Annotated in this window: 22 protein-coding genes; 8 read left to right on the top strand and 14 right to left on the bottom strand. The window is 65.6% G+C overall.

The window, feature by feature from the left end:
- Positions 1-146 precede the first annotated feature (146 nt).
- The 5 genes from ACFU4Z_RS04600 to ACFU4Z_RS04580 form a co-directional block, all read right to left on the bottom strand.
- Entirely contained in the window at positions 147-560 is a 414-nt protein-coding gene (locus ACFU4Z_RS04600; protein ID WP_379059731.1) for a heat shock protein transcriptional repressor HspR, read from the bottom strand.
- Positions 560-1,732, bottom strand: coding sequence for a molecular chaperone DnaJ (gene dnaJ, locus ACFU4Z_RS04595; protein WP_379059729.1), 1,173 nt, complete (start codon positions 1,730-1,732; stop codon positions 560-562). The genes ACFU4Z_RS04600 and dnaJ overlap by 1 nt, the downstream gene beginning before the upstream one ends.
- A 102-nt stretch (positions 1,733-1,834) precedes the next feature.
- The gene (gene grpE / locus ACFU4Z_RS04590) at positions 1,835-2,506 is read right to left on the bottom strand and encodes a nucleotide exchange factor GrpE (protein WP_379059727.1); all 672 of its coding nucleotides are present in this window, start codon (positions 2,504-2,506) and stop codon (positions 1,835-1,837) included.
- Positions 2,503-4,350 (bottom strand): molecular chaperone DnaK, encoded by a 1,848-nt coding sequence (gene dnaK / locus ACFU4Z_RS04585; protein ID WP_379059725.1) that lies wholly within the window; start codon positions 4,348-4,350, stop codon positions 2,503-2,505. The genes grpE and dnaK overlap by 4 nt, the downstream gene beginning before the upstream one ends.
- A 483-nt stretch (positions 4,351-4,833) precedes the next feature.
- Positions 4,834-6,123 carry a PucR family transcriptional regulator gene (locus ACFU4Z_RS04580; RefSeq protein WP_379059723.1) on the bottom strand — a complete coding sequence of 430 codons (1,290 nt, stop codon included), beginning with the start codon at positions 6,121-6,123 and terminating at the stop codon, positions 4,834-4,836.
- Between the two features lie 174 nt (positions 6,124-6,297).
- Here ACFU4Z_RS04580 and ACFU4Z_RS04575 point away from each other — a divergent pair, with 174 nt between their 5' ends.
- Positions 6,298-7,221 (top strand): AMP-binding protein, encoded by a 924-nt coding sequence (locus ACFU4Z_RS04575; protein WP_379059721.1) that lies wholly within the window; start codon positions 6,298-6,300, stop codon positions 7,219-7,221.
- Between the two features lie 74 nt (positions 7,222-7,295).
- Here ACFU4Z_RS04575 and ACFU4Z_RS04570 read toward each other — a convergent pair whose 3' ends face one another.
- From ACFU4Z_RS04570 to ACFU4Z_RS04545, 6 genes are all read right to left on the bottom strand, one after another.
- Positions 7,296-8,075, bottom strand: coding sequence for an ESX secretion-associated protein EspG (locus tag ACFU4Z_RS04570; protein ID WP_379059719.1), 780 nt, complete (start codon positions 8,073-8,075; stop codon positions 7,296-7,298).
- Positions 8,068-9,363, bottom strand: a complete 1,296-nt coding sequence (locus tag ACFU4Z_RS04565; protein WP_379059717.1) for a hypothetical protein — start codon at positions 9,361-9,363, stop codon at positions 8,068-8,070. Before ACFU4Z_RS04565 ends, ACFU4Z_RS04570 begins: the two co-directional genes overlap by 8 nt.
- Positions 9,360-9,740 carry a hypothetical protein gene (locus ACFU4Z_RS04560; protein WP_379059716.1) on the bottom strand — a complete coding sequence of 127 codons (381 nt, stop codon included), beginning with the start codon at positions 9,738-9,740 and terminating at the stop codon, positions 9,360-9,362. Before ACFU4Z_RS04560 ends, ACFU4Z_RS04565 begins: the two co-directional genes overlap by 4 nt.
- Before the next feature lie 8 nt (positions 9,741-9,748).
- The gene (locus tag ACFU4Z_RS04555) at positions 9,749-10,312 is read right to left on the bottom strand and encodes a DUF3558 domain-containing protein (RefSeq protein WP_379059713.1); all 564 of its coding nucleotides are present in this window, start codon (positions 10,310-10,312) and stop codon (positions 9,749-9,751) included.
- 537 nt (positions 10,313-10,849) lie between these two features.
- The gene (locus ACFU4Z_RS04550; RefSeq protein WP_379059711.1) at positions 10,850-11,281 is read right to left on the bottom strand and encodes a DUF4254 domain-containing protein; all 432 of its coding nucleotides are present in this window, start codon (positions 11,279-11,281) and stop codon (positions 10,850-10,852) included.
- Positions 11,278-11,739 carry a DNA-directed RNA polymerase subunit beta gene (locus tag ACFU4Z_RS04545; protein ID WP_379059710.1) on the bottom strand — a complete coding sequence of 154 codons (462 nt, stop codon included), beginning with the start codon at positions 11,737-11,739 and terminating at the stop codon, positions 11,278-11,280. The genes ACFU4Z_RS04550 and ACFU4Z_RS04545 overlap by 4 nt, the downstream gene beginning before the upstream one ends.
- Before the next feature lie 256 nt (positions 11,740-11,995).
- Here ACFU4Z_RS04545 and ACFU4Z_RS04540 point away from each other — a divergent pair, with 256 nt between their 5' ends.
- Genes ACFU4Z_RS04540 through ACFU4Z_RS04530 form a run of 3 tightly spaced genes read left to right on the top strand, consistent with a single transcriptional unit; the run spans position 11,996 to position 13,347 of the window.
- Positions 11,996-12,889 (top strand): helix-turn-helix domain-containing protein, encoded by an 894-nt coding sequence (locus ACFU4Z_RS04540; RefSeq protein ID WP_379059709.1) that lies wholly within the window; start codon positions 11,996-11,998, stop codon positions 12,887-12,889.
- Positions 12,879-13,085 carry a DUF397 domain-containing protein gene (locus tag ACFU4Z_RS04535; RefSeq protein ID WP_379059708.1) on the top strand — a complete coding sequence of 69 codons (207 nt, stop codon included), beginning with the start codon at positions 12,879-12,881 and terminating at the stop codon, positions 13,083-13,085. Before ACFU4Z_RS04540 ends, ACFU4Z_RS04535 begins: the two co-directional genes overlap by 11 nt.
- Positions 13,086-13,140: 55 nt before the next feature.
- Positions 13,141-13,347: a DUF397 domain-containing protein gene (locus tag ACFU4Z_RS04530; protein WP_379059707.1), complete on the top strand. Its 207-nt coding sequence runs from the start codon at positions 13,141-13,143 to the stop codon at positions 13,345-13,347.
- A 1,018-nt stretch (positions 13,348-14,365) separates the two neighbouring features.
- Here ACFU4Z_RS04530 and ACFU4Z_RS04525 read toward each other — a convergent pair.
- Together ACFU4Z_RS04525 and ACFU4Z_RS04520 are read right to left on the bottom strand one after the other, a co-directional pair.
- Complete coding sequence (locus tag ACFU4Z_RS04525; protein ID WP_379059706.1) at positions 14,366-14,596, bottom strand: hypothetical protein; 231 nt, start codon at positions 14,594-14,596, stop codon at positions 14,366-14,368.
- Positions 14,597-14,742: 146 nt separating this feature from the next.
- On the bottom strand, positions 14,743-15,393 hold the full coding sequence (locus tag ACFU4Z_RS04520) for a hypothetical protein (RefSeq protein WP_379059705.1): 651 nt from the start codon (positions 15,391-15,393) through the stop codon (positions 14,743-14,745).
- A 326-nt stretch (positions 15,394-15,719) separates the two neighbouring features.
- Between ACFU4Z_RS04520 and ACFU4Z_RS04515 the strand changes: the two genes are divergently transcribed.
- Positions 15,720-15,962, top strand: coding sequence for a hypothetical protein (locus ACFU4Z_RS04515; protein WP_379059703.1), 243 nt, complete (start codon positions 15,720-15,722; stop codon positions 15,960-15,962).
- A gap of 240 nt (positions 15,963-16,202) precedes the next feature.
- On the top strand, positions 16,203-16,325 hold the full coding sequence (locus ACFU4Z_RS04510; protein WP_379059702.1) for a hypothetical protein: 123 nt from the start codon (positions 16,203-16,205) through the stop codon (positions 16,323-16,325).
- 84 nt (positions 16,326-16,409) lie between these two features.
- Here the strand turns inward: ACFU4Z_RS04510 and ACFU4Z_RS04505 are convergent, their stop codons facing one another.
- On the bottom strand, positions 16,410-18,044 hold the full coding sequence (locus ACFU4Z_RS04505; RefSeq protein WP_379059701.1) for a DHA2 family efflux MFS transporter permease subunit: 1,635 nt from the start codon (positions 18,042-18,044) through the stop codon (positions 16,410-16,412).
- A gap of 63 nt (positions 18,045-18,107) precedes the next feature.
- Here ACFU4Z_RS04505 and ACFU4Z_RS04500 point away from each other — a divergent pair, with 63 nt between their 5' ends.
- Both ACFU4Z_RS04500 and ACFU4Z_RS04495 read left to right on the top strand, forming a co-directional pair.
- Positions 18,108-18,587 (top strand): MarR family winged helix-turn-helix transcriptional regulator, encoded by a 480-nt coding sequence (locus tag ACFU4Z_RS04500; protein ID WP_379059699.1) that lies wholly within the window; start codon positions 18,108-18,110, stop codon positions 18,585-18,587.
- 110 nt (positions 18,588-18,697) lie between these two features.
- Positions 18,698-20,314, top strand: coding sequence for an FAD-binding oxidoreductase (locus ACFU4Z_RS04495; protein WP_379059697.1), 1,617 nt, complete (start codon positions 18,698-18,700; stop codon positions 20,312-20,314).
- Positions 20,315-20,347: the final 33 nt, after the last annotated feature.

Below are 20,347 nucleotides of genomic sequence, written 5' to 3'. Positions count from 1 at the left end.
CGACCGATCCACCACGCGGGCCGCCGTGCGCGCCAATGGATCCGGCATCCCTCCCGCTATCACCGCGCCTCGACGACATCGGGCCCCGGGCTTCGGTTCATGCGTGATGAACCGAAACACCGGGGCCCGATGGTTGCCAGGAAGTGTCAGCGCCGATGGCGGGGCTGCCACACCACCAAGGCGGTGCTGCGTTGTGGCGGTGAAAGATCCGGGCGATAGCCCGCGCGCAGCCGCTCCACTTCGGCCGCCAAATCGGCGACGTGCTGCTGCAATTCCTCCACCTGATTGGTGAGTTCGATAATGCGCTTGATGCCTGCGAGATTGACGCCCTCGTCCTGGGACAACCGCTGCACCTCGCGCAGCAGCTCGACGTCCCGCGTCGAGTAGCGCCTACCGCCGCCCGAAGTCCGTTGTGGCGTAACCAGCCCGAGGCGGTCATAGGTGCGCAGTGTCTGCGCGTGCATGCCCGCCAACTGTGCCGCCACCGAGATCATGAAGACCTGAGCCTCGGTACGGCCCGAGGTGGGCCCACCTGACGCATTCTTCGGATCACCGGACATCACGCACCTGCCCATCCCGCACGTGGATCGAACCCGCTGGTCTTCTCCGCATCCGCGTAGCGCCGCAGCGCCTCGGAGGCATTGTCGTCCAGCTTCTGCGGCACGGCGACCTTGACGGTGACCAGCAGATCACCGGCGCCGCCACCGGGGCCGCGCTTCGGCACGCCGCGACCGCGCACCCGCAGGATGCGGCCGTCCGCGGTGCCCGGAGGCACCTTGACGCCGACGCGCCCTTCCAGCGTGGGCACCGAAACCGTTGTGCCCAGCACCAATTCACTGTAACTGACCGGAAGCACCAGGGTCAGGTCGTCGCCGTTGCGGCCGAAGACCTTGTCCTGGCTGACGTGCACGGTGACGAAGAGGTCGCCCGAAGGCGCACCACGCAACCCCGCCTCGCCCTGTCCGGCCAGCCGAATCTTCTGTCCGTCACTGACACCCGGCGGGATCCGCACCGTAATGGTGCGGGTCCGGTTCTGGATGCCGCTGCCGTGGCAGTCGACGCACGGGTCGTCGATGATCGAGCCGGTGCCACGGCATTCGTCGCAGGGTTCACTGAAACCGAACGCGCCCTGGTTGCGGCTGATAACGCCGTTTCCATTGCAGATAGGGCACACTCGGGGACTTGTCCCCGGCTTCGCGCCACTGCCGTGACACGTCGTACACGGTGACGGACTCGTCATCCGCAGCGGAACGGTGACGCCCTGTGCGGCTTCACGGAAGCCGAGCGTGGTCTCGGTCTCCACATCGGCGCCACGGCGCGGGCGACTGCTCGCGGTCCGTGTGCCACCCCGGTTGAACAGGCCGCCGAGGAGGTCGCCTAGGCCACCGTCGCCCGCATTCGCCTGGCCGAAGATGTCGCCGATATTGAAGTCCTGGGAGAACCCGCCGCCCGCACCGGGGGTGAACCCGCCGCCCCGGCCATACGCACCGCCACCGGCGAAAAGCTTTCGCGTTTCGTCGTATTCCTTGCGTTTGGCCGGATCGGACAGCACGGCGTGCGCCTCGCTGACGGACTTGAACCGCTCCTCGGCCTTGGTGTCACCGGGATTGGCATCCGGGTGCAGGTCACGAGCGAGCTTGCGATACGCCTTCTTGATCTCGTCCTGGGAGGCGCTGGAGGAAACGCCCAGCTCCTTGTAGAAGTCCTTTTCGATCCACTCCCGTTGACTCACCGGGCATCTCCTCCTCTCACAGTGCTTGCCTTGCGGCCCACCAGGGGCCCTCCGTGGTCACGCTGCGCTACCGCCACCGGACCCGTCGCTCGCGCCGCGGCCTTATTGGTTGGGTGTGCCGGCATCGGAACCAGCGTTCGATGGTTCGTTCACCGGTAGATCGGCCACGCCATCGGTTACCCCGACCAGCGCGTGCCGAAGCACCCGATCGCCGAAGCGATAGCCCTTGCGCATGACAACACCGATCACCGGGTCGTGCCCGGAACCTTCGTGCTGCACGGCCTCGTGCAGGGTCGGGTCGAAAGGCTCACCCTCCGAACCGAATTCCTCGAGGCCCTGCTTGGTCAGCGCGTCGGACAGCTTGTCGGCGACCGCCTTGAGCGGCCCGGTCTCCAGGTCGCCGTGCGCGCGGGCCCGATCGAGATCGTCGAGCACGCCGAGCAATTCGGTGACCACCGCGGCCTTCGCGCCGTCGATGGTCGCCTTGCGGTCGCGCTCGACCCGACGCCGGTAGTTGGCGTATTCCGCGGTCAACCGCTGCAGGTCGGCGGTGCGCTCGGCCAGCTCACCGCTGATGCTGTCGGCCAGAATCGCGGCTCCCTCGTCGGCGCCGAGCACGGCGTCGGCGCCGTTGCTCCCCTCCGCCCCGGCCGCGGCGGCGTCTGCCGCGGCCGGTTCCCGGATCTCGCCGGTCTCGGGATCAACTTTGCGGTTGTCGACGAAGGTGATCGGCTCTTGTTCGGAGTTACGCTCCCCCGAATTTCCGTGGGTCACTTCTTCTCCGTGTCGACCGGCTCGTCCACAACTTCGGCATCCACGACCTGGTCGTCGTCGGCAGAGCTCGACGCACCGTTGCTCGAGGCCGCGGACTCCGCCGCCGACGCCTCGTAGATGGCCTGGCCCAGCGCCTGCGACTCGGTCGCCAGCTTCTCGACAGCCGACTTCACCGCGGCGATGTCGGTGCCCTTGAGCGCCTCGGTGGCCTCGGCGATGGCCGCCTCGACCTTCTCCTTGACGTCGCCGGGGACCTTGTCCTCGTTCTCCTTGATGAACTTCTCGGTCTGGTGCACCAGCGACTCGGCCTGGTTGCGGGTCTCGGCCTCCTCGCGGCGGGCCTTGTCCTCGGCGGCGTGCGCCTCGGCGTCCTTGACCATCCGGTCGATCTCTTCCTTGGACAGGCCGGAGCCGTCCTGGATCTTGATCGTGTTTTCCTTGCCGGTGCCCTTGTCCTTCGCGGTCACGTGCACGATGCCGTTGGCGTCGATGTCGAAGGTGACCTCGATCTGCGGCACGCCACGCGGGGCCGGCGGGATGCCGGTCAGCTCGAAGGAACCGAGCAGCTTGTTGTGCGAGGCGATCTCGCGCTCACCCTGGAACACCTGGATCTGCACCGACGGCTGGTTGTCATCGGCCGTGGTGAAGGTCTCCGAGCGCTTGGTCGGAATGGTGGTGTTGCGCTCGATGAGCTTGGTCATCACGCCGCCCTTGGTCTCGATGCCCAGCGACAGCGGGGTGACATCGAGCAGCAGGACGTCCTTGACCTCGCCCTTGAGCACACCGGCCTGCAGCGCGGCGCCGACGGCGACGACCTCGTCCGGGTTCACGCCCTTGTTGGGCTCCTGGCCGCCGGTCAGTTCCTTGACCAGTTCGGTGACGGCCGGCATACGGGTGGAGCCACCGACGAGCACGACGTGGTCGATGTCCTTGACCGAGATGCCCGCGTCCTTGATCACGGACTGGAACGGCGCACGGGTGCGGTCGAGCAGGTCGGAGGTGATCTTCTGGAACTCGGCGCGGGTCAGCTGCTCATCGAGGAACAGCGGGTTCTTGTCCGCGTCGACGGTGATGTAGGGCAGGTTGATCGAGGTGCTCTGCGAGGAGCTCAGCTCGATCTTGGCCTTCTCGGCCGCCTCACGCAGCCGCTGCAGCGCCATCTTGTCCTTGGTCAGGTCGATGCCCGCACTGGCCTTGAACTTGTCGACCAGCCAGGTCACGACGCGCTCGTCCCAGTCGTCACCACCGAGGTGGTTGTCGCCGGAGGTCGCGCGGACCTCGACGACCCCCTCGCCGATTTCCAGCAGCGAGACGTCGAAGGTGCCGCCACCGAGGTCGAAGACCAGGATGGTCTGTTCCTTGTCGCCCTTGTCCAGGCCGTAGGCGAGCGCGGCCGCGGTGGGCTCGTTGACGATGCGCAGCACGTTGAGGCCGGCGATCTGGCCGGCTTCCTTGGTGGCCTGGCGCTGTGCGTCCTCGAAGTAAGCGGGGACGGTGATGACCGCGTCGGTGATCTCCTCACCGAGGTAGGCCTCGGCGTCGCGCTTCAGCTTCATCAGCGTGCGCGCACTGATCTCCTGCGGCGTGTACTTCTTGCCGTCGATCTCGACGCTCCACTCGGTGCCGATGTGGCGCTTGACCGAGCGGATGGTGCGGTCGACGTTGGTGACCGCCTGGTTCTTGGCCGGCTGTCCGACCAATACCTCGCCGTTCTTCGCGAAAGCAACGATCGAGGGGGTGGTGCGCGATCCTTCCGAGTTGGCGACGACGACCGGCTCTCCGCCTTCGAGAACGGCGACGACCGAGTTCGTGGTCCCGAGGTCGATTCCGACCGCACGAGCCATGGTTTTCCTCCTAGTTGACGTAACTATTTGTGTCGGTGCTGGGCGAACGATCGCCCTACGGCCAGTTGTCCTGTGCCGCGAGACCTAGCCCCAAGCACCTCACGGAGCACGGTCCCAGCAACGCTGAGCGTGGTCGGCTCAATCCTGCACCGGTTTGCGGTCAGGAGTCAACTCAAACTTGAGCCAGGCATACTCAACGTTGCCGAACAGCTCAACCGGGGCCCTCAGCGATCTATTCCCGAATCCGGCCCGGGGGCTGCCCGCCATTCTCGACAGCCGTGTCATCACAGGCCAGGAATGTGCGCCAATTGTGACCAGCACATAGCTGGTCGGAGAGTGTCAAGGCGAGGTTGCCACCGAGCTGGTCGGCGTGATCTGCGACAACTTCTCGGCGAACAAGACGACCCGAATTCCCGACCAACGCGTCCTAGGTGCACCCGATCGAGGCCCGGTTCAACCCGGAAGGGTCGCCTGGTGGGGCAGTTACGCCGTATCCGGCCGCAGCACCGGCGATCCGTACCACTGGCAGACCAGCAGCGCGAGCTCGACGTCGAGCCTGTCCTCGGTGATAGGCCTGCCGCGCCGCGATACCGCCCGCCCCACCCGGTATTTCACCGTATTGGAGTGCAGATCGAGTTCCGCGGCGGCCGCCTTGTAGCTGGACCCGGTGCGTAGGAACACCCGTAACGTCTCGCGCAGCCATGCGTCGTTCTTATCGTCGGCGGCCAAGTCGCCGAGCACCTCGCCAACCCATTCCCTGACCTCCGCGATCCCGCCGCTGAGCAGGGCCGCCGCCACTGACAAGCCCGGCTCGCCGGCTGCGATGATGCTCGGTTCCGCGTCGCCACGCGCCAACGCGACCGAGCGCGCACCTTGGGCGAGCCGATGCGACCGGCGGAACCCCGACACTCCGGAGGCCACCGTGCCGATCGCGACCCGCGGCGCATCCGGATACGTGGCCGCGAAACCACGGACCTTGGCGACAGCGTCGAGCTGCGCCGACCGATACGGCAGCCATGCCCAGGCGCTCATCCGATCGTCGGCGATGAACAGCGGGCGCGCGCCGGCATCTGCCACCTCGGCCGATTCGCGGACGAATCGTTGCAGCCCGGCGAGCTCGTCGACATGGGCGCGGGCAACCGGATACCAAACGATCAGTGCGAGATGGAACCAACGCAGGGGGTAACGGAGCGATTCGGTGGCGCCGTCGATATCGGCGGTCCTCTTACCCGCCAGCACTTCGCGGACCCGAAGCGCACGGGTGCTGTCGCGGTCGTCCAGCCACTGCTCGCGCTCGCCTTCGTAGGCGGCGACGACCTGCTGGATGATCTGGTCGAGGTATTCGAACAGCCTGGTGGTGATCGCCTCCATGACGATGACTTGATCCACCGGCGCGATATCACTGGCCAGCAGATCGGCGAAAATCAACTTGGTCAGACGCCGCTGGCCGACATGGTAAGCGCGAACCAGCGCATTGAGCGGGACCTCATGCTGGGCCAGGCGCCTGCTGTACTCGATGGCCGCCACGGGCGCGTGGACCCGCGCCGCCGGAATGTCGTGCTGCAACGCGTGCAGCAGTGTGTTGATATTGCTCTCCACGCTGGCCCCGAGCAGTTCGATGGTGTGAACGTCGGCGCGCAACTCAGGTATCTCGTCCTCGATTACGCGCGAGATACTCACGTTGACGTTCGTCACCCGCTCGTTCATGCGGGCGGCGATCTTCGCGATACAGCGGCTCACATCGACATCACCGTCGCGACGAAAAGTCGTCACCACCCAATGGTAGTTACACCGCTGCGACCTAGGGCGACGAATACGAGGTCGACATTGTTCTCCGGCGACAAAGCACGCGACGAATTTCGTCAACGCACGACGATGACGAGCCGCACCGACATTTCTACTGTTGTGGACATTCCTCGCACCACACCTCCTCTTCGAGGACCGCCCTTGATTCTTTCGACCCTCCCGGACCGTCGCGCCGCCGCCGCGCCGCACGCACCCGCCGTCACCGACGACAACATCGACCTGAACAACACCGAATTTCTGGCCGCCGTGCGACGGGCCGCCGCCTCCCTGCGCGCCGCGGGCGTTTCGACGGACGACGTAGTCGCGATCATGCTGCCTGATTCCGCCGCCCTCGTCGTATCCCTGTTCGCCACATGGCGTTTGGGTGCCACGGCCGCCCCGATCAACCCCTCGCTGACCGCCCCGGAGGCCAGCCACCAGATGGCCGAGGCGGGCGCCAAGGTGCTGGTCGCCGCGCAGCGGCCCGCCTTCGACGCTCCGGTCCAAGCCGTCATATCCGCCGACGAACTCACCACGGCAGACGCCGCCGTCCTGGAAGCGGCGTGGCCCAGCGACGACGCACCGGCGCTGATCATCCACACCAGCGGGAGCACCATCGGGCCGAACCGCGTGATCCTCGACCACATGAACCTCGACGCAATGTGTCGATTGGCGATCGAGGCATTCGCACTCAACAACGCCGACCACAGCCTGTTGATCCTGCCGCTGTTCCATGTCAACGGCATCGTGGTGGGCACCTTGTCGCCGCTGCTCGCCGGTGGCCGCGCCACCATAGCCGGCCGGTTCAGTCCCACGTCGTTCTTCGACCGGATCGAGCGCAGCCATGCCACCTACTTCTCCGCGGACCCGACCATGTACACGGCGCTGTCCGATCTGCCCGCCCCGATACGGCCGAACACCTCGTCGGTGCGGTTCTCCATCTGCGGCGAGGTGCGGGCCAACGTCGAACAGCGGACCACGTTCGAACACCGCTACGGCATACCGATCATCGACAGTCACGGGCTGACCAACATTCCTGGACGAACACGTTCAACCGCTAACCGGCGTAGACCGGCTTATCTGTAGGCATACGATCCGCTAAAGCAAGGCTCAGTCGTCGGAGCATTCCCGAATTTCTGGCGATACTCAGCCGCCATTTGCTACCGCCGCGTGCGCAGGTATTCGTCGTGTTCCAAGTCTTCGCGGTAGAAGCGCTGGGTCAGGGTGGTCAAGCGGTGGATTTCGGCGGCCATGGCCTGGGGAGCGAGGGGTTTGGCGATGATGGGGTCGCCAGTTTTGACGTAGTAGCGGCCGTCGTCGTAGTCCATCCACCAGAAACCGCGGCCGAAGCCGGGGCGGGCGTCGAGGGCAGGGCCGGAGAATACGGTGATTTCGCCGATGGCGAGCCGGGGGCGTTTGAAGAGGCGATCCAGCTGTTCGACAAGGCTGATTTCGTAAGGTGCGCGGACCGCGCGGTCGCGGTCGGCGGCGAGTGTTTCGCGACGCACCTCTAGCGGCTTACTGGTTCCGGCACGCATCTTCGGCAGGGCGGCGACCGCCTGTTCGGCGACTCTTTTCGCGGGGCAGTAGCTCACGATCACCTCAGCGCCGGTGTCGAGAGCCGCGCCTGGCAACTGAACCAGGGTCGCACCCGCCCTGCCTCGCACCGCGCCGTGAAATCGATAGATGGCCAAGGGGTCTCGGTTGTCGAAACCTTTCGACTCGATGCGGGTATCCGGTTCCAGCAGTATGTCCAGTGCTCGTTCCAGATCGGCGGCGTACTTGCCGAGTAAGGCGTCGACCGCGGCCTCACGCTGCCTTTTCAGCGCACTGAAATCCATTTCCTCGGGACGGAATTGGAGCGGATAGGGCAGCCGATCACGACCGTAGGCGGCCCAGAGAATCTCGAACTCTTGGCCGGTGAAGCGCCACTCAGCCATGGCCCCCACCGATGACCGGCGGCACCGTTTTCGGCAGCGAGTCCAGGCCGGTGACTTCTTCGCCATTCTGTTTGTTGATCAGATAGTCCTTGGTGCCGGAGGTCTCACGCTCGTCGTCCTTACCTTTGCCTGCCGCGCCTGGCGCGACGCCGGACGTGCCCGCGGTACCCGGCCGGTTGCCGGTGCCCGCGGACGCGGCGAGCGGGTTCGCGCCGGATTGCTGAGGCACGCCGGGGATGCTGCGACCCGGAGCCGGGGTGCCAGGAGTGCTGGGAATGCCTGGGCTGCCTGGTCTTCCGGGTGTGCTGGGTGCGCCGGTGGAGCGCGGTGGAATTGTCGGGGTCGGGGTGGTCGGACTCGGAGTGCCGGTGCCGCTCGGCGTGTTCGCCGGGATGCCAGGCGTGTTCGCGGGCGACGCGGGCTGTTGCGTCGCGTTGGCCGGGTTTACCGACTGTGGTGTCGTAGCGGCCGGGTCGGTAGCGAGTGGCTGTTCGGGGCTGTCGCCCGATTCTTCCGAGCTAGGGTTTCCGGTGCCATCGGGGACTTCGCTCGGTTTTCCGGGTTCGCCGGAGCCGGTCGGGCCAGGGGATGTGCCACCGGGTGGTGCGACAGGCGGTTGCACCGGATCGTCGACGATGGGCGGCGCGGCAGGCAGGACGGGAACGCCGTGGTCGGTCTGGTTCACCACCTGACCGAAGACTGTGCGCAGCACGCGGCGCGCCTCCTGCGTGGCCTCCTCCTCGGTGTAGTCGCCGCTCTTCATCACGCCTTCTTGCGGCAGCGTCTTGCCCTGGAGGTCCGGGCGTTGCGTGGCCTGCGGCATCAAGGCTTGGGTCTGCTCCAGCCCGGTGTGCAACTCGAGCAGTTTGTAGCTCACCAATGCCGCTGCCCCGGGCAGGTTTTCGGATTTCTTGGCATAGTTGTTCACCGCAGCGGCCGCCGCCGCGCCGGACTGCCCCGTCCACCCGCCGTGCCCGCCATCACCGTTGACGGTGCGGGCGAACTGCAGGTTGAACATCGTTGTCGCGGCAGCGAGCTGCGCCCCGATATTCAGCCACGCCTCCCCGGCCTGCCGGGCGGCACTCGGCCGCATCACATCGACCGCTTCGACCATCTGCGCCAGCGTCATGCTGTCGTAGTTGTCCGGACCTGGGATTTTGGGTGGATCGAACTCGCCCGTGAAGTCGCCGGTCAAGGAGTTCGTGCTGGTGTAGATCGCTTCCCGGTCGCGGTTCCACTGCTCCTGCGCGGCGATGATGCGGTTGCGGTAGTCGTCGTAGGAGGTCATTGGGGGATGTCCACTCCGGTGAGCTGATCGGCGCGGGTTTGGTCGATCTCTACGAAGTTCGAGATTGCTTTGGCAACAACTTCTTTCGCCATTTTGACGGTCTCGATGTGCTGCAACAGCACCACTTCCATCGACTGGTCGGTACCGGCGGCTTTCAAGCTGAATTTCTCTTCCAAAGCCTTGCTCGATGGGAACGGCCCGAACCCGGAGAGAACCTTTACGACGTCAACAGAATCGAACATCCTGCCGAGCTGGTCAAGGTAGTCGTCACACACCTTGTCCAACCCCTTGCCGACCTCCGGGTCAAGAGATATCTCGCCCGCGTTGGCCAGATCGAGAACCTTGCGCCACTCCACCGGATCTACGCCGAACTCCATGGCCCCTCCTAGGTCCCCGGTAGATACTTGGCTAGATCGTCGACATGACGGCGCACCTCGACACACAGATCGCCCTGCTTGCCAACCACCGGGCGGACAAGGCTCCGAAAGATGACTGTCCCCTGCTGAAGCTCGACCGCAATGCTGCACCTGAGCTGCTTCGTGTCGCCGACATCGTGGAATTCAACTGCCCGGCGCGAACCGACGGTCTTCGGCGTAAACGACTCGAAGTCACGGCGCTGCTCGACAGCCGTAAGAGTGGGGGTTCCCGACATAACACCGAGGCTGTACCACTGCGCGGTGGCGCGCCAACTGCACACTTTCCAGCCGTCGAAGTCCACACCAGCAGCATCCTTGGTCTTACTTGCTGGGTCGAGTCCGGTCGCAGATATCGCCGACTCCGGGAGGTCGCACGGATTCCACAGTGCCGCATCGGGATCAGCAGATTTCGTCGCCGCAGCCGTCGACGTCGCACTCGCCGCGCCAGTCGTAGTCGGGACTGGGCTGGTGGAGTCTTCACACCCAGCCAAGAACAGCACAGCGCCGATCGCGAGAACAAAACCGCGCAGCACGTTCCCCCTGCTTGTCATCGGTTCCTCACCGCCGGTGGCGTGCCGTATCGGTAGGGCCGGACCGGCTCATCCGCCCCCTATCAGCTCACTTGAAGGTAGTGGCCGGAAGACGGATGGTGCAAGCGCATCTCGGCTGGGGCGTTGACTGAATGCGGTATCCGCACACAGCCGTGAATCCGCACCGGCGATCACAGACGAACTCGAGCCCACTTCACAACCGGCGCTGCACAGTCTCAGGTGTCGATCTCGCTGACCCCGGCGTACTCCAGGAGCATCTGGGGCAAGTACTCGGACGTGATGTCGATGGAGAAGCCGGCGACGTCGACGTCGACGTCGGCGACGGCGACGGCGAGCGGGCCGAGGGCTACGAGACCGTCGACACTGCCGGCCTGGGTCCTCGGTCGCGGTCCACTACGCCTTGTGCCAGTGCAGCGCCTCGTCCAGCACACCGGTGGATTCCGCGCCGTTTTGCCGCAGATAGCAGTAGAAGAGGACTATGCCCGCGAGACCTCGCCGCCGAATGATCACGTCACGAAGCTATGGGCCGCCGGGAAGGCGGCGATGTCCCACGGACACTTCATCTTTCAGATCTTCGTAGCCGATCGCCAGTTCGGCGAGCCTCTCCCAGGCATCACCGAGCTCCCCTTTCGAACCGCTTGCCAACGCCGCGAATGCGCAGGCGGTGAACTGTCCGAGCCGGTCGACCACCGCACCGATCGTTTCTGTGTGCACACGCGCGGCACCGAGTGACGGCGGGAGTTGTACACAGACCCAGTGGTCGATTTCGCGGACCAAGCGCGCCCGTTCATGGTCGATCGCGTCGGCTTGCTCGCGGCTGGCACCGAGTCGCCGTTCGTGCAGTTCGGCCAACTCGCTGGCCGACCGCAGTAGCGGGTCGTCGTTGTGCACGTCGCCACGACACGCGGCCAACATCAGATTCTTCCCCGGCAGTGGGTCTTTGGTTGTCACCGCGCACGCACCCCAGCGGTTGCCCGTATCGATGCGACGACCATCTGTCCGGAAGGCCGGTATGCGCAGCGCGGCGGTTCGACCCAGCAGCGGAATTGTGTGCACCGGTCGGCTGGGGAAGGCAGTGCGATCGCCCCACCTGCTCGCACTATCGAGACGTTGATCCGGAACATCTCGGCGAACAAGCTGTCGTCGTTCGGCAGGTCTGGACGCACCAAGTAGGTCCATCTGCTCGAGCGAGGGTGCGACATGATCGGGCCGATATCTTGTTGGCGGCGTTGGAGTTCCAGCCGCACCGCGTGCCCGAGATGCGTGGGCATCATCACCGCCCACACCATTCCCGCTTTGACGATGATTCTGCCTAGCTGTGGTGGATCCACGATCGCGGGCAGGTCGCACACCTGCCGGTAGTACCGGCATCGGGACAACGGCGTGTCCCCGAAAGGAGTCTGGTCCATCTGTAGACCTCTGGTCGTTTCGGCGAGCTCGAGTTGGTCCGGCCGCCGATGGGCGGCCGCAACAGCCCCCGAAGATGGAAGTTCTGAGGCGAATTGGGTAGACCCATCTGCCGGGAGCATGGCCCAAGCAGACCATCGGCCGCCAGAAGTGACGCTGTCATCTTGGCAATTTCGCGAATGTGCCGAAAATCCCCAGGAAAGCAGTCAATCTGATCCGGATCGGTTGTCATTTTGATAGTGACTCAAGGAGATTCGCATGGCTACGGAAGACTCGGGTACCTCGCTGCCGCGTCGTCAGCTGGGTCGATATCTACGCAAGGGTCGTCAAGATGCGAACCTCAAGCTCGAAGATGTCGCGCCCATGATGCAGTGGAGCCCGAGCAAGTTATCGCGCCTCGAGCGCGGTGAACCGGGCAAGCTTTACGCCAGGGACATCGAGTTGCTCTGTCAGATATTGGGTTTCGACACCGAGCAGACGGCGGCGATGAAAGGCCTCGCTCAGCAGGCAGTGGTCAAGAATTGGTGGCACGGCTTCGGAGATCTCATACCCGAAGGCTTCAGCGTGTTCGTGGGGCTGGAGACCTCAGCGGTTGAGATGACCATCTATCGACCGGACTTGGTGCCCGGCCTGTTCCAGACTGCTGACTACGCTCGCGCACTCGACCGGATCTGGTTCGCCAAGGATTCGGAAGAGGAGCAGGACCGCCGCATCCAACTGCGCATGAGCCGCCAGACAGTCATCACTCGGAAGACGAAACCCGCCCGCGTCGACATCGTTCTGTACGAGTCCGTTCTGCACGCGGTGGTCGGCGGACCGAGGGTCATGTCCGCACAGCTGCGTCACCTGGCAGATCTGAGCACCAAGCCGAACATCGCGATTCGCGTCCTGCCCTTCAAAGCCGGATTCCCCGTCGGCGGACCTGTCGGCCCGTTCACAATGCTCGATTTTGGTTCCGACGCGAAGGGTAACGTGGTGGAGCCGACGGTTATCTATGTCGAAAGCTTCACCGGTGCCATGTACCTTGAGCACACAACGGATGTCGACCGCTATCGCGCGGCGTCCATAGTCATCCAGCAAGCGGCGCTGGACGCGGTGACGAGCAGGAACCTGCTTCGGCAGGGAGCAAGGGAGTTCGAGCGTGAACGTTGATCTAGCCCAGGCGAAGTGGTTCAAGAGCAGCCGCAGCTCAATGGGACAGGACTGCGTAGAAGTCGCGTTCCTTAATGAAGGCCACGTTGGCGTTCGCGACTCCAAGAACCCGACCGGCCCCGCCCTCGTCTTCACCCCCACGGAATGGGACGCCTTCACCGCTGGCGTCCAGGACGGCGAGTTCAACCGACAGTAAGTCTGGGAACGCGAAGAAGCCGCCCCGGTTGACCGGACGCGCAAAGGAGCGAGACATGACCTCCGATCTGTCCCAAGCTCATTGGTTCAAGAGCAGCCGCAGCGCCGCTCAAGCTGATTGCGTCGAAGTCGCCTTCCTCGAAGACGGTGTCGTTGGCCTTCGCGACTCCAAGAACCCGACCGGCCCCGCCCTCGTCTTCACCCCCACCGAATGGGACGCCTTCACCGCTGGCGTCCAGGACGGCAAATTCAACCGCATGTAAGCCTGACAAGCGCGAAGAAGCCGCCTCGGCCCCTTGAAACCAAGCCGGACCGGGGGCGGCTTTCTTGTGCGGAGGTTGCGGCATTGTCCAGCTCGATGGCTTGATCGGGCGCAGTATCGGCCGTGATCATCGAGCCGAATTACTGCGCGGGCCAGCAGCTCCTGTGCGTAGATCGTCTGCGTGCGGCGGGATTCCCAACGCAGATCGCATGCCCCATGGCTGGTGGAGCATCTGACAGCCGGGCGGCCGCCGCACCGCGAACATCGGGATCGAGGACCGCGCAGCGCACACCTATTCGGCGTTCTCGCCCGCGCTCCCGCCCGTGCCCTCACACACAGACCGCACTGGCCGAACTGGCGTCGAGACGGCAACACCGCGCTCGAACCGGTCACTACCAGCGACGATCCCAACTCACACCATGATCACGAACTTCGGTCGGAATACCCACCATAGGTAAGGCGTCCGATACCTTCCAGTAGCCGTACCCGCTTAGGCTCGGACCGGGTAGCGGTGGGCTGCGTTGGCAGCCGGAGGAGAAAGAACAGTAAATGGTGCGGATGGGTAGTCGGCTGCGTGCGGCCGTGGGTTTATTGCTAGGTCTGGCGGCGCTGGTGCTGGTGCTGTCAGCGTGTACGACCAAAGAGTCCGACTCCGGTACGCCGACGTCGAGCGCGGTGGCCAAAACGTCGACCACTGGAGCGAAAGCGGTAACGCCGACGAGCGCGGGTGCCGGTGCTGCACAAGGAAATCCGGGCGGATCGCAAGGCGCAGGCGGATCGCAAGCCGGGGGCGGATCGCAAGGCGCGGGCGGATCACAAGGCGCGGGCGGATCACAGCCAGGAGCCGCGCCCGGCACGGATAACTGCGACAGCACAGTCGAATGCGGCGTCGCCCCGGTCGGCGGCACCGACAACTGCGACAGCACAGTCGAATGCGGCGTCGTCCCCCCGGTCGGCGGCACCGACAACTGCGGCCCAAACCAATGCGGCGAAATACCGAAGTGCACGGACCGGATCAACTATGCGGGCGATCCACGATCGAATGCCGAGATCAACGCCCTGGGTGAGATGAATCTCGGCAAGTGCCCCGACCCGATTCCGCCCACGGCCACCACTTCGGCCGCGCCGCAGACGACCGCGACGACGTCAGCCGCGCCAACGACCACAGTGACCACTTCGTCTGCTGCCGAGACGACGGTCACCACAACGGCGAAGTAGCCGCTGGTACGCCTGCTGTCGCTGGACTTCACCCCAGCGGACGCCCTCAGGCGTCCCGGATGGCGAGTGCAACCGCCACTGAGCTCGATAGACAAGAAGCCGCCTCGGCTGGACAAACCGGGGCGGCTTCTTGCGTGAAGGCTGCGATGCACACAGAGTGGATGGCCTGTTGACTCGACTACTGCGGCGGCCAAGGGTTTTGGGGCGGGTAAGGGTTTACCGGCGGCTGCGGAGACCCGGACGTCGGGTACTGCCACTGGGCGGGGAATTGGGCCGGTGGCGCAGCTGGGGCTCGAGTCGAGTTCGCCGCGAGTACCACGGTGATCGTGGCCGCCAGCGCGGCGATCGTCGCGGGGATGAGCAGCCATCCCTGGTCCTCGAAGAGAAACGACAGTTCCAACCGGGATACCAACTCGAAGGAAGTGGTCATCAGCAGCATGCCCGCACCGACGGTGGCCAGGGCTCGTAAGGCGGGGGTTCGAGCGCCCGCCCCGGTGAGCACGGCGATCGATACGCCGATCGCGACGATGATCATGATCGCGAACGGAACATCGCTCCAGTGGAATCCGTAGGTTGCCGCCAGCCGCCACCCGCCGGTGATGAGAGCGGTCAGCAGAATCAGTATCCCGGCCACTCGGTCGATACTCGCCCCGGCAGGACTGTTGGGCTGAGCGTAACCGGGGCCCTGGGAGTACGGGTTGGCCGGCGGGTACACGGGGGGCGCGGCGTACGGGTTGGGCACGCCCATCGCCGGATTGCCTTGCGGTTGCGGGGGCGGGGCCGGCTGGGCGTAGCCGCGATACGGGTCGGGCGGGGGCGGGATGGACACAGTGGGAACTCCTTGCCTGCCGACACCGATGCGGGGTGATCGAAGCATCCCCCGTCGCCACCTTATCGAAACCTGGGGCGTACGGCCGCCCAGCCGTGGGGTTGCTAGCAGGAGCAACCCCGCGCACACATAGCTCGAAATGGCGACAGCACTCGACATCGCCTCGCGGGCCGCTTCGGTGAAGTCGGCGATTGGCCCACGCGCGGCCCTCTGACCTGTAGTGGGCCATCTTCGGCGACAAGGGCAGGCTCGGGCGTTGTCATCGAAGAATGGCGCTCGCGAGAAATTGGCGTGCCACGGATCGACCCACCCGGCAGGATGGACCGATGCCGGACAACTCGAGTGTGTGGGAACTACGACTTGGTATCTATGCCACCAAGCAACAGGCCGAAGAGACTATGGACCGGATCAAAGAGCTGCTGTGCCCTGACCCCGAACACGCACCACCATGCCCGATTCCGTGGTCTGGCGGCGGAATCATCAACGTGGCGGATCTCGACGACCCCGGCAGCTATAGCGAGCTGGTCGAGCAGGCCGAGATCGAGAAGCGTCTTCACCCCGGGCCGTAGCGACTGAGTCCCGGAACAGGGTGACGCCCCTCGCTTCTGATAGGGACGGTAGTGAAATGGTGGCGCTGAATCACCTCGCAGCCGCCATTTCACTACTCGGACATCCGTGTTGGCCGGTTGATGGAGACCGGCCGTGGGCACAGGGAAATGCCCCCGCCTGAACGGGGGCATTCCTGTTTGCGCGAGTGCGTGCTCCTCGCTGTCGCCGATTCCGACGGGGAGCGCCGTCCGGACGTCGGCATGAGCGTGCGATCGCCGAACGCGGTAGCCGCCCTCGTCACCTTCCGCTCTCCGCCCTGGCCGCCGGGGTTGCCGGCTGCAACCATCTATCTGATCGACGGCGGCATCATCGAGTCCGCCTGAGCCGATGCGAACCCCAGGTCCGTCGCTACGACCGAGGCTTGCCCACACCTACAGCCGCAGCACACCGGGCAACGAAGCCCGGCGCTACGACCGGGGCTCTTCCACAAGCTCCTCGACAGCCGCGGTACTCCGAGCGACGAATGCCGTTGTCGCGAGGGCGAGCACGAGCAACCCGGCGCAGACATAGCTCGAAACGGCGACACCACTCGACATCGCCTCACGGGCGGCTTCGGCGACGCCGGCGGTCGCCGGTTCGGCCGCGAGTGTGGGTATCGATGATCCCGCGCTCTCGGTCACGGCGGCGCTGAGCCGATCGGCATCCGGGCCCGGCGCTCCGGCATCGGTGAGGCGGTCGCGCAGGCCGGATCCGAACGTGCCGAGGAACAGGGTGGTCAGCGCGGCGATGCCGAGCGCGGAGCCCAGTTCCCTTGCCGTGCTCTGGATTCCCGAACCTTGACCAGAGAACTCGACCGGGACGTCGGCGAGCACGACATTGGTGACCTGCGCCGTCGCGAATCCGACACCGATGCCGTAGACGAACAGCGCGGCGGCGATCGACCACCAGCTGCTGTCGGCAGCGGCCCACCACCCGAGCAGCACCAGCCCGGCAGCCTCGAGCAGCAGGCCGATTCGCACCTGCCCCAGCGCCGAAATCGCGTTCGTCATCGAAAAACTCGCGCCGCTGGCACAGAAACTGCCCACGGCGAGCGGCACCAGCGCGAGGCCCGTCTGCAGAGCGCTGTAGTTCAGGGTGAACTGCAACCACAACGGCAGCACGGCGATGATGCCGAACTCGCCGAGCCCGACGATCAGCGTCACCACATTGCCCCTGCGGAACGAGTCGATCGCGAAAAGGCCTGTATGCATGAGCGGTTCGGAGCCCGCGCGAGCAAGCGCCACCTGCCTACGCCAGAACACGAACAGCGCGATCCCCGCGGCGGCAAAGGCGACGAGAACGGGCGAAGGACCTGTGCGCCAGGCGAATCCGCCGATGGTGAGCGGTTCGGTGACGACAAGCCAGCCATGGGCGCGGCCCTCGATCAGCGCGAAGGCGAGCAGGCCGAGCCCGATGACCGAGAGCGCCGCGCCGGGCCAATCGACTCGGCCGCGTATGCGGTGCGACGCAGGCAGATACACCACGATGCCCACCATGATCAGCAGCACCAGCGGGATATTGATGCCGAACGCCCAGCGCCAGGAGAAGTCCGCGAGCCAGCCGCCGAGCAGCGGGCCGACCGCGGCGGCCGCGCCGATGGTGGATCCCCAGATCGCGAAGGCTTGGCCGCGCGCCTTCCCGGTGAAGGTCGCGTTCACCAGTGCCAGTGAGGTCGGCAGGATCATGGCCCCGCCGATGCCCTGCAGGAACCGCGCCAGGATGAGCAGCTCGCCATTCGGCGCTGCGGCGGCGAACAGGCTGGTCACACCGAATATGAACAGCCCGACCAGGAAGAGTTTCCGGGCGCCGTACAGATCGGCCAGTCGTCCGGTGAGCAACAGCAGGGCGGCGAAGACGATCGCGTAGGACTCCTGGATCCACTGGGCCTCGATCGAGGTGATCGAGAGATCTTCGATGATCGGGGCCAGGATCACGTTCACGATCGTGAGGTCGACGACGATCAGGGCGACGCCGAGCGATACGGCGATCAGGCCCAACCACAGGCGCAGCGGAGGGGTGTCGGCTTCGGCGTGCAATTTACCTCCATAGTAAAGTAACTTCATGGTGAAGTTACTTTCATGAGGGTAGGTTGTCAATCCAGGACCGGAGGAAACGGAGGTAGGCGCATGGGGCAGACGTCCGGCGACATTGCGTCGCAACGGCAACGGCTCGCGGAAGGGCTGATGGCCTATGGCGCGAGCTTCACCGAACTGGGCCGCCGCTTCGCCGAAGACCTCGGCGTGCACACCACCGACGCCTTCGCCCTCATGGACATCGCCGTCGCCGAAGAGGCCGGCGCACCGCTGTCGCCCGCACTGCTCGGCAAGCGCATCGCACTGTCCTCGGGAGCGATGACCGCCCTGCTGAATCGGCTCGAACAGGCCGGCTACGTCATCCGCAGCCGCGAGCACACCGACCGGCGGATTGTCACGCTGCGCTGCAGCCCACAGGCCAAGCAGCACGCCGACCAATTCTTCGAGCCCGTGAACGCCGAGCAGGACGCCGTCTTGGCCGGGTACCCACCCGAACTCCTCGAGCAGTTCGAAACGTTGCTCGCCGCGCTACGCGGCACAATGGACGCCCAGCTCGCGCCGCCGCAGTCGTAGCACCGGCCTCGGCCGCGATGAGCGTCGGAGCACATGCTTGCCTGGCGATCCGCACTCCACGAGGATGGCGGGCGGCGGTGCGGCTGATCGAACCGCCGAGAGGAGTGGTCGTGGCAGCGAAGACGCGGTCTTGGTGGGGTTGGGGAAATGTCGAGGACGCCGTCGTCGGCGCGGAGCGGGAGGCGCTGACGAAGCGGGTCGCGGCGATCCTGCCGGGCACCGATCTCACCGTGCACGAGCCGCCCTCGGTCGAATCGCTGGAGCTGCCCGAACCTCGCGTCGCAGTGCCCGATTCGCTCGCCGGACTCGCCTCGGCAAACCAGGCCGACCGAGCGGCGCACGCCCACGGGCAGGCGTTTCGCGATGTGGTGCGCAATCTGTTGGGCGATGTGCAGAACCCGCCCGATCTTGTTGTTCGACCACGCGATGAGGCCGATGTCGTCGATGTGCTCGACTGGGCGTCACGGGCGAATGTCGCGGTCATCCCTTTCGGCGGCGGTACTTCGGTGGTCGGCGGGGTGGAGCCGAGGATCGGCGACTCCGGCGGCGATCACGACTTCGCCGGTGCGGTCAGCCTCGACCTCGCCGCACTCGACCGAGTTCTCGAGATCGATCGCACCAGCCGCGCCGCGCGAATCCAGGCCGGGGTATTCGGCCCGGCGCTCGAGGATCAACTGCGCGGCGCGGACCTGACCTTGCGGCATTTTCCGCAGTCGTTCGAGTTCTCGACGCTCGGCGGCTGGCTGGCCACCAGGGCCGGTGGGCATTTCGCGACGCTGTACACCCACATCGATGACATGGTCGAGTCGATGCGGGTGGTGACGCCGTCGGGCATCAGCGAGTCACGGCGGTTGCCCGGCTCCGGCGCGGGACCATCGCCGGACCGAATGTTCCTCGGATCCGAAGGCGCACTGGGGATCATCACCGAGGCATGGATGCGTCTGCAGGATCGGCCGCGGTGGCGCGCAACAGCTTCCGTGCACTTCGATGACTATGCCGCCGCTGTCTCCGCCACCCGCGCGATCGCCCAGTCCGGCCTGTACCCGACCAACTGCCGGTTGCTCGACCCGGCCGAAGCGTTCCTCAACGCGGGCACGGCGGCCAGCGGCGGCGTGCTCGTGCTCGGCTTCGAATCCGCCGATCACCCCACCCATGCCTGGATGGAACGCGCGCTGGAACTGATCGCCGACCACGGCGGCACGCTTCCCGAGCCCGCCCGCTACACCGAGTCGACAGGGCATCAGGAAGGTGCGGGGGCCGCCGACACCTGGCGCTCATCATTCCTGCGGATGCCCTACCAGCGCGACGCGCTGGCCGCGCAGTCGATGATCACCGAAACCTTCGAAACTGCCTGCACCTGGGACGCATTCGATAATCTGAAGGCGACAGTGACCGCGGCGGCCAACGAAGCCATCCGATCCGTCGGCGCGACCGGCGTAGTGACCTGCCGCTTCACCCACGTATACCCGGACGGCCCCGCACCGTATTTCGGCATCTACGCCGCAGGGCGCTGGGGCAGCACCCTCGCTCAGTGGGATGACATCAAAGCCGCTGTCTCCGAAGCACTCTCAGCCGCAGGCGGCACCATCACCCATCACCACGCGGTCGGCCGCGATCACCGGCCCTGGTACGACCGGCAACGCCCCGACCCGTTCGCGCATGCCTTGCGGGCGGCCAAGTCCGCGCTGGACCCCGCAGGCATCCTCAACCCGGGCGTGCTGATCTGACACCACCGGCGCGCACTTCGAACGCTCGTCGCC

It is taken from the genome of Nocardia sp. NPDC057440 (genome assembly GCF_042802915.1).
GTDB lineage: Bacteria > Actinomycetota > Actinomycetes > Mycobacteriales > Mycobacteriaceae > Nocardia.
The sequence above is the reverse complement of the archived record's forward strand: the minus strand, read 5'-3'. Positions and strand labels throughout refer to the sequence as shown.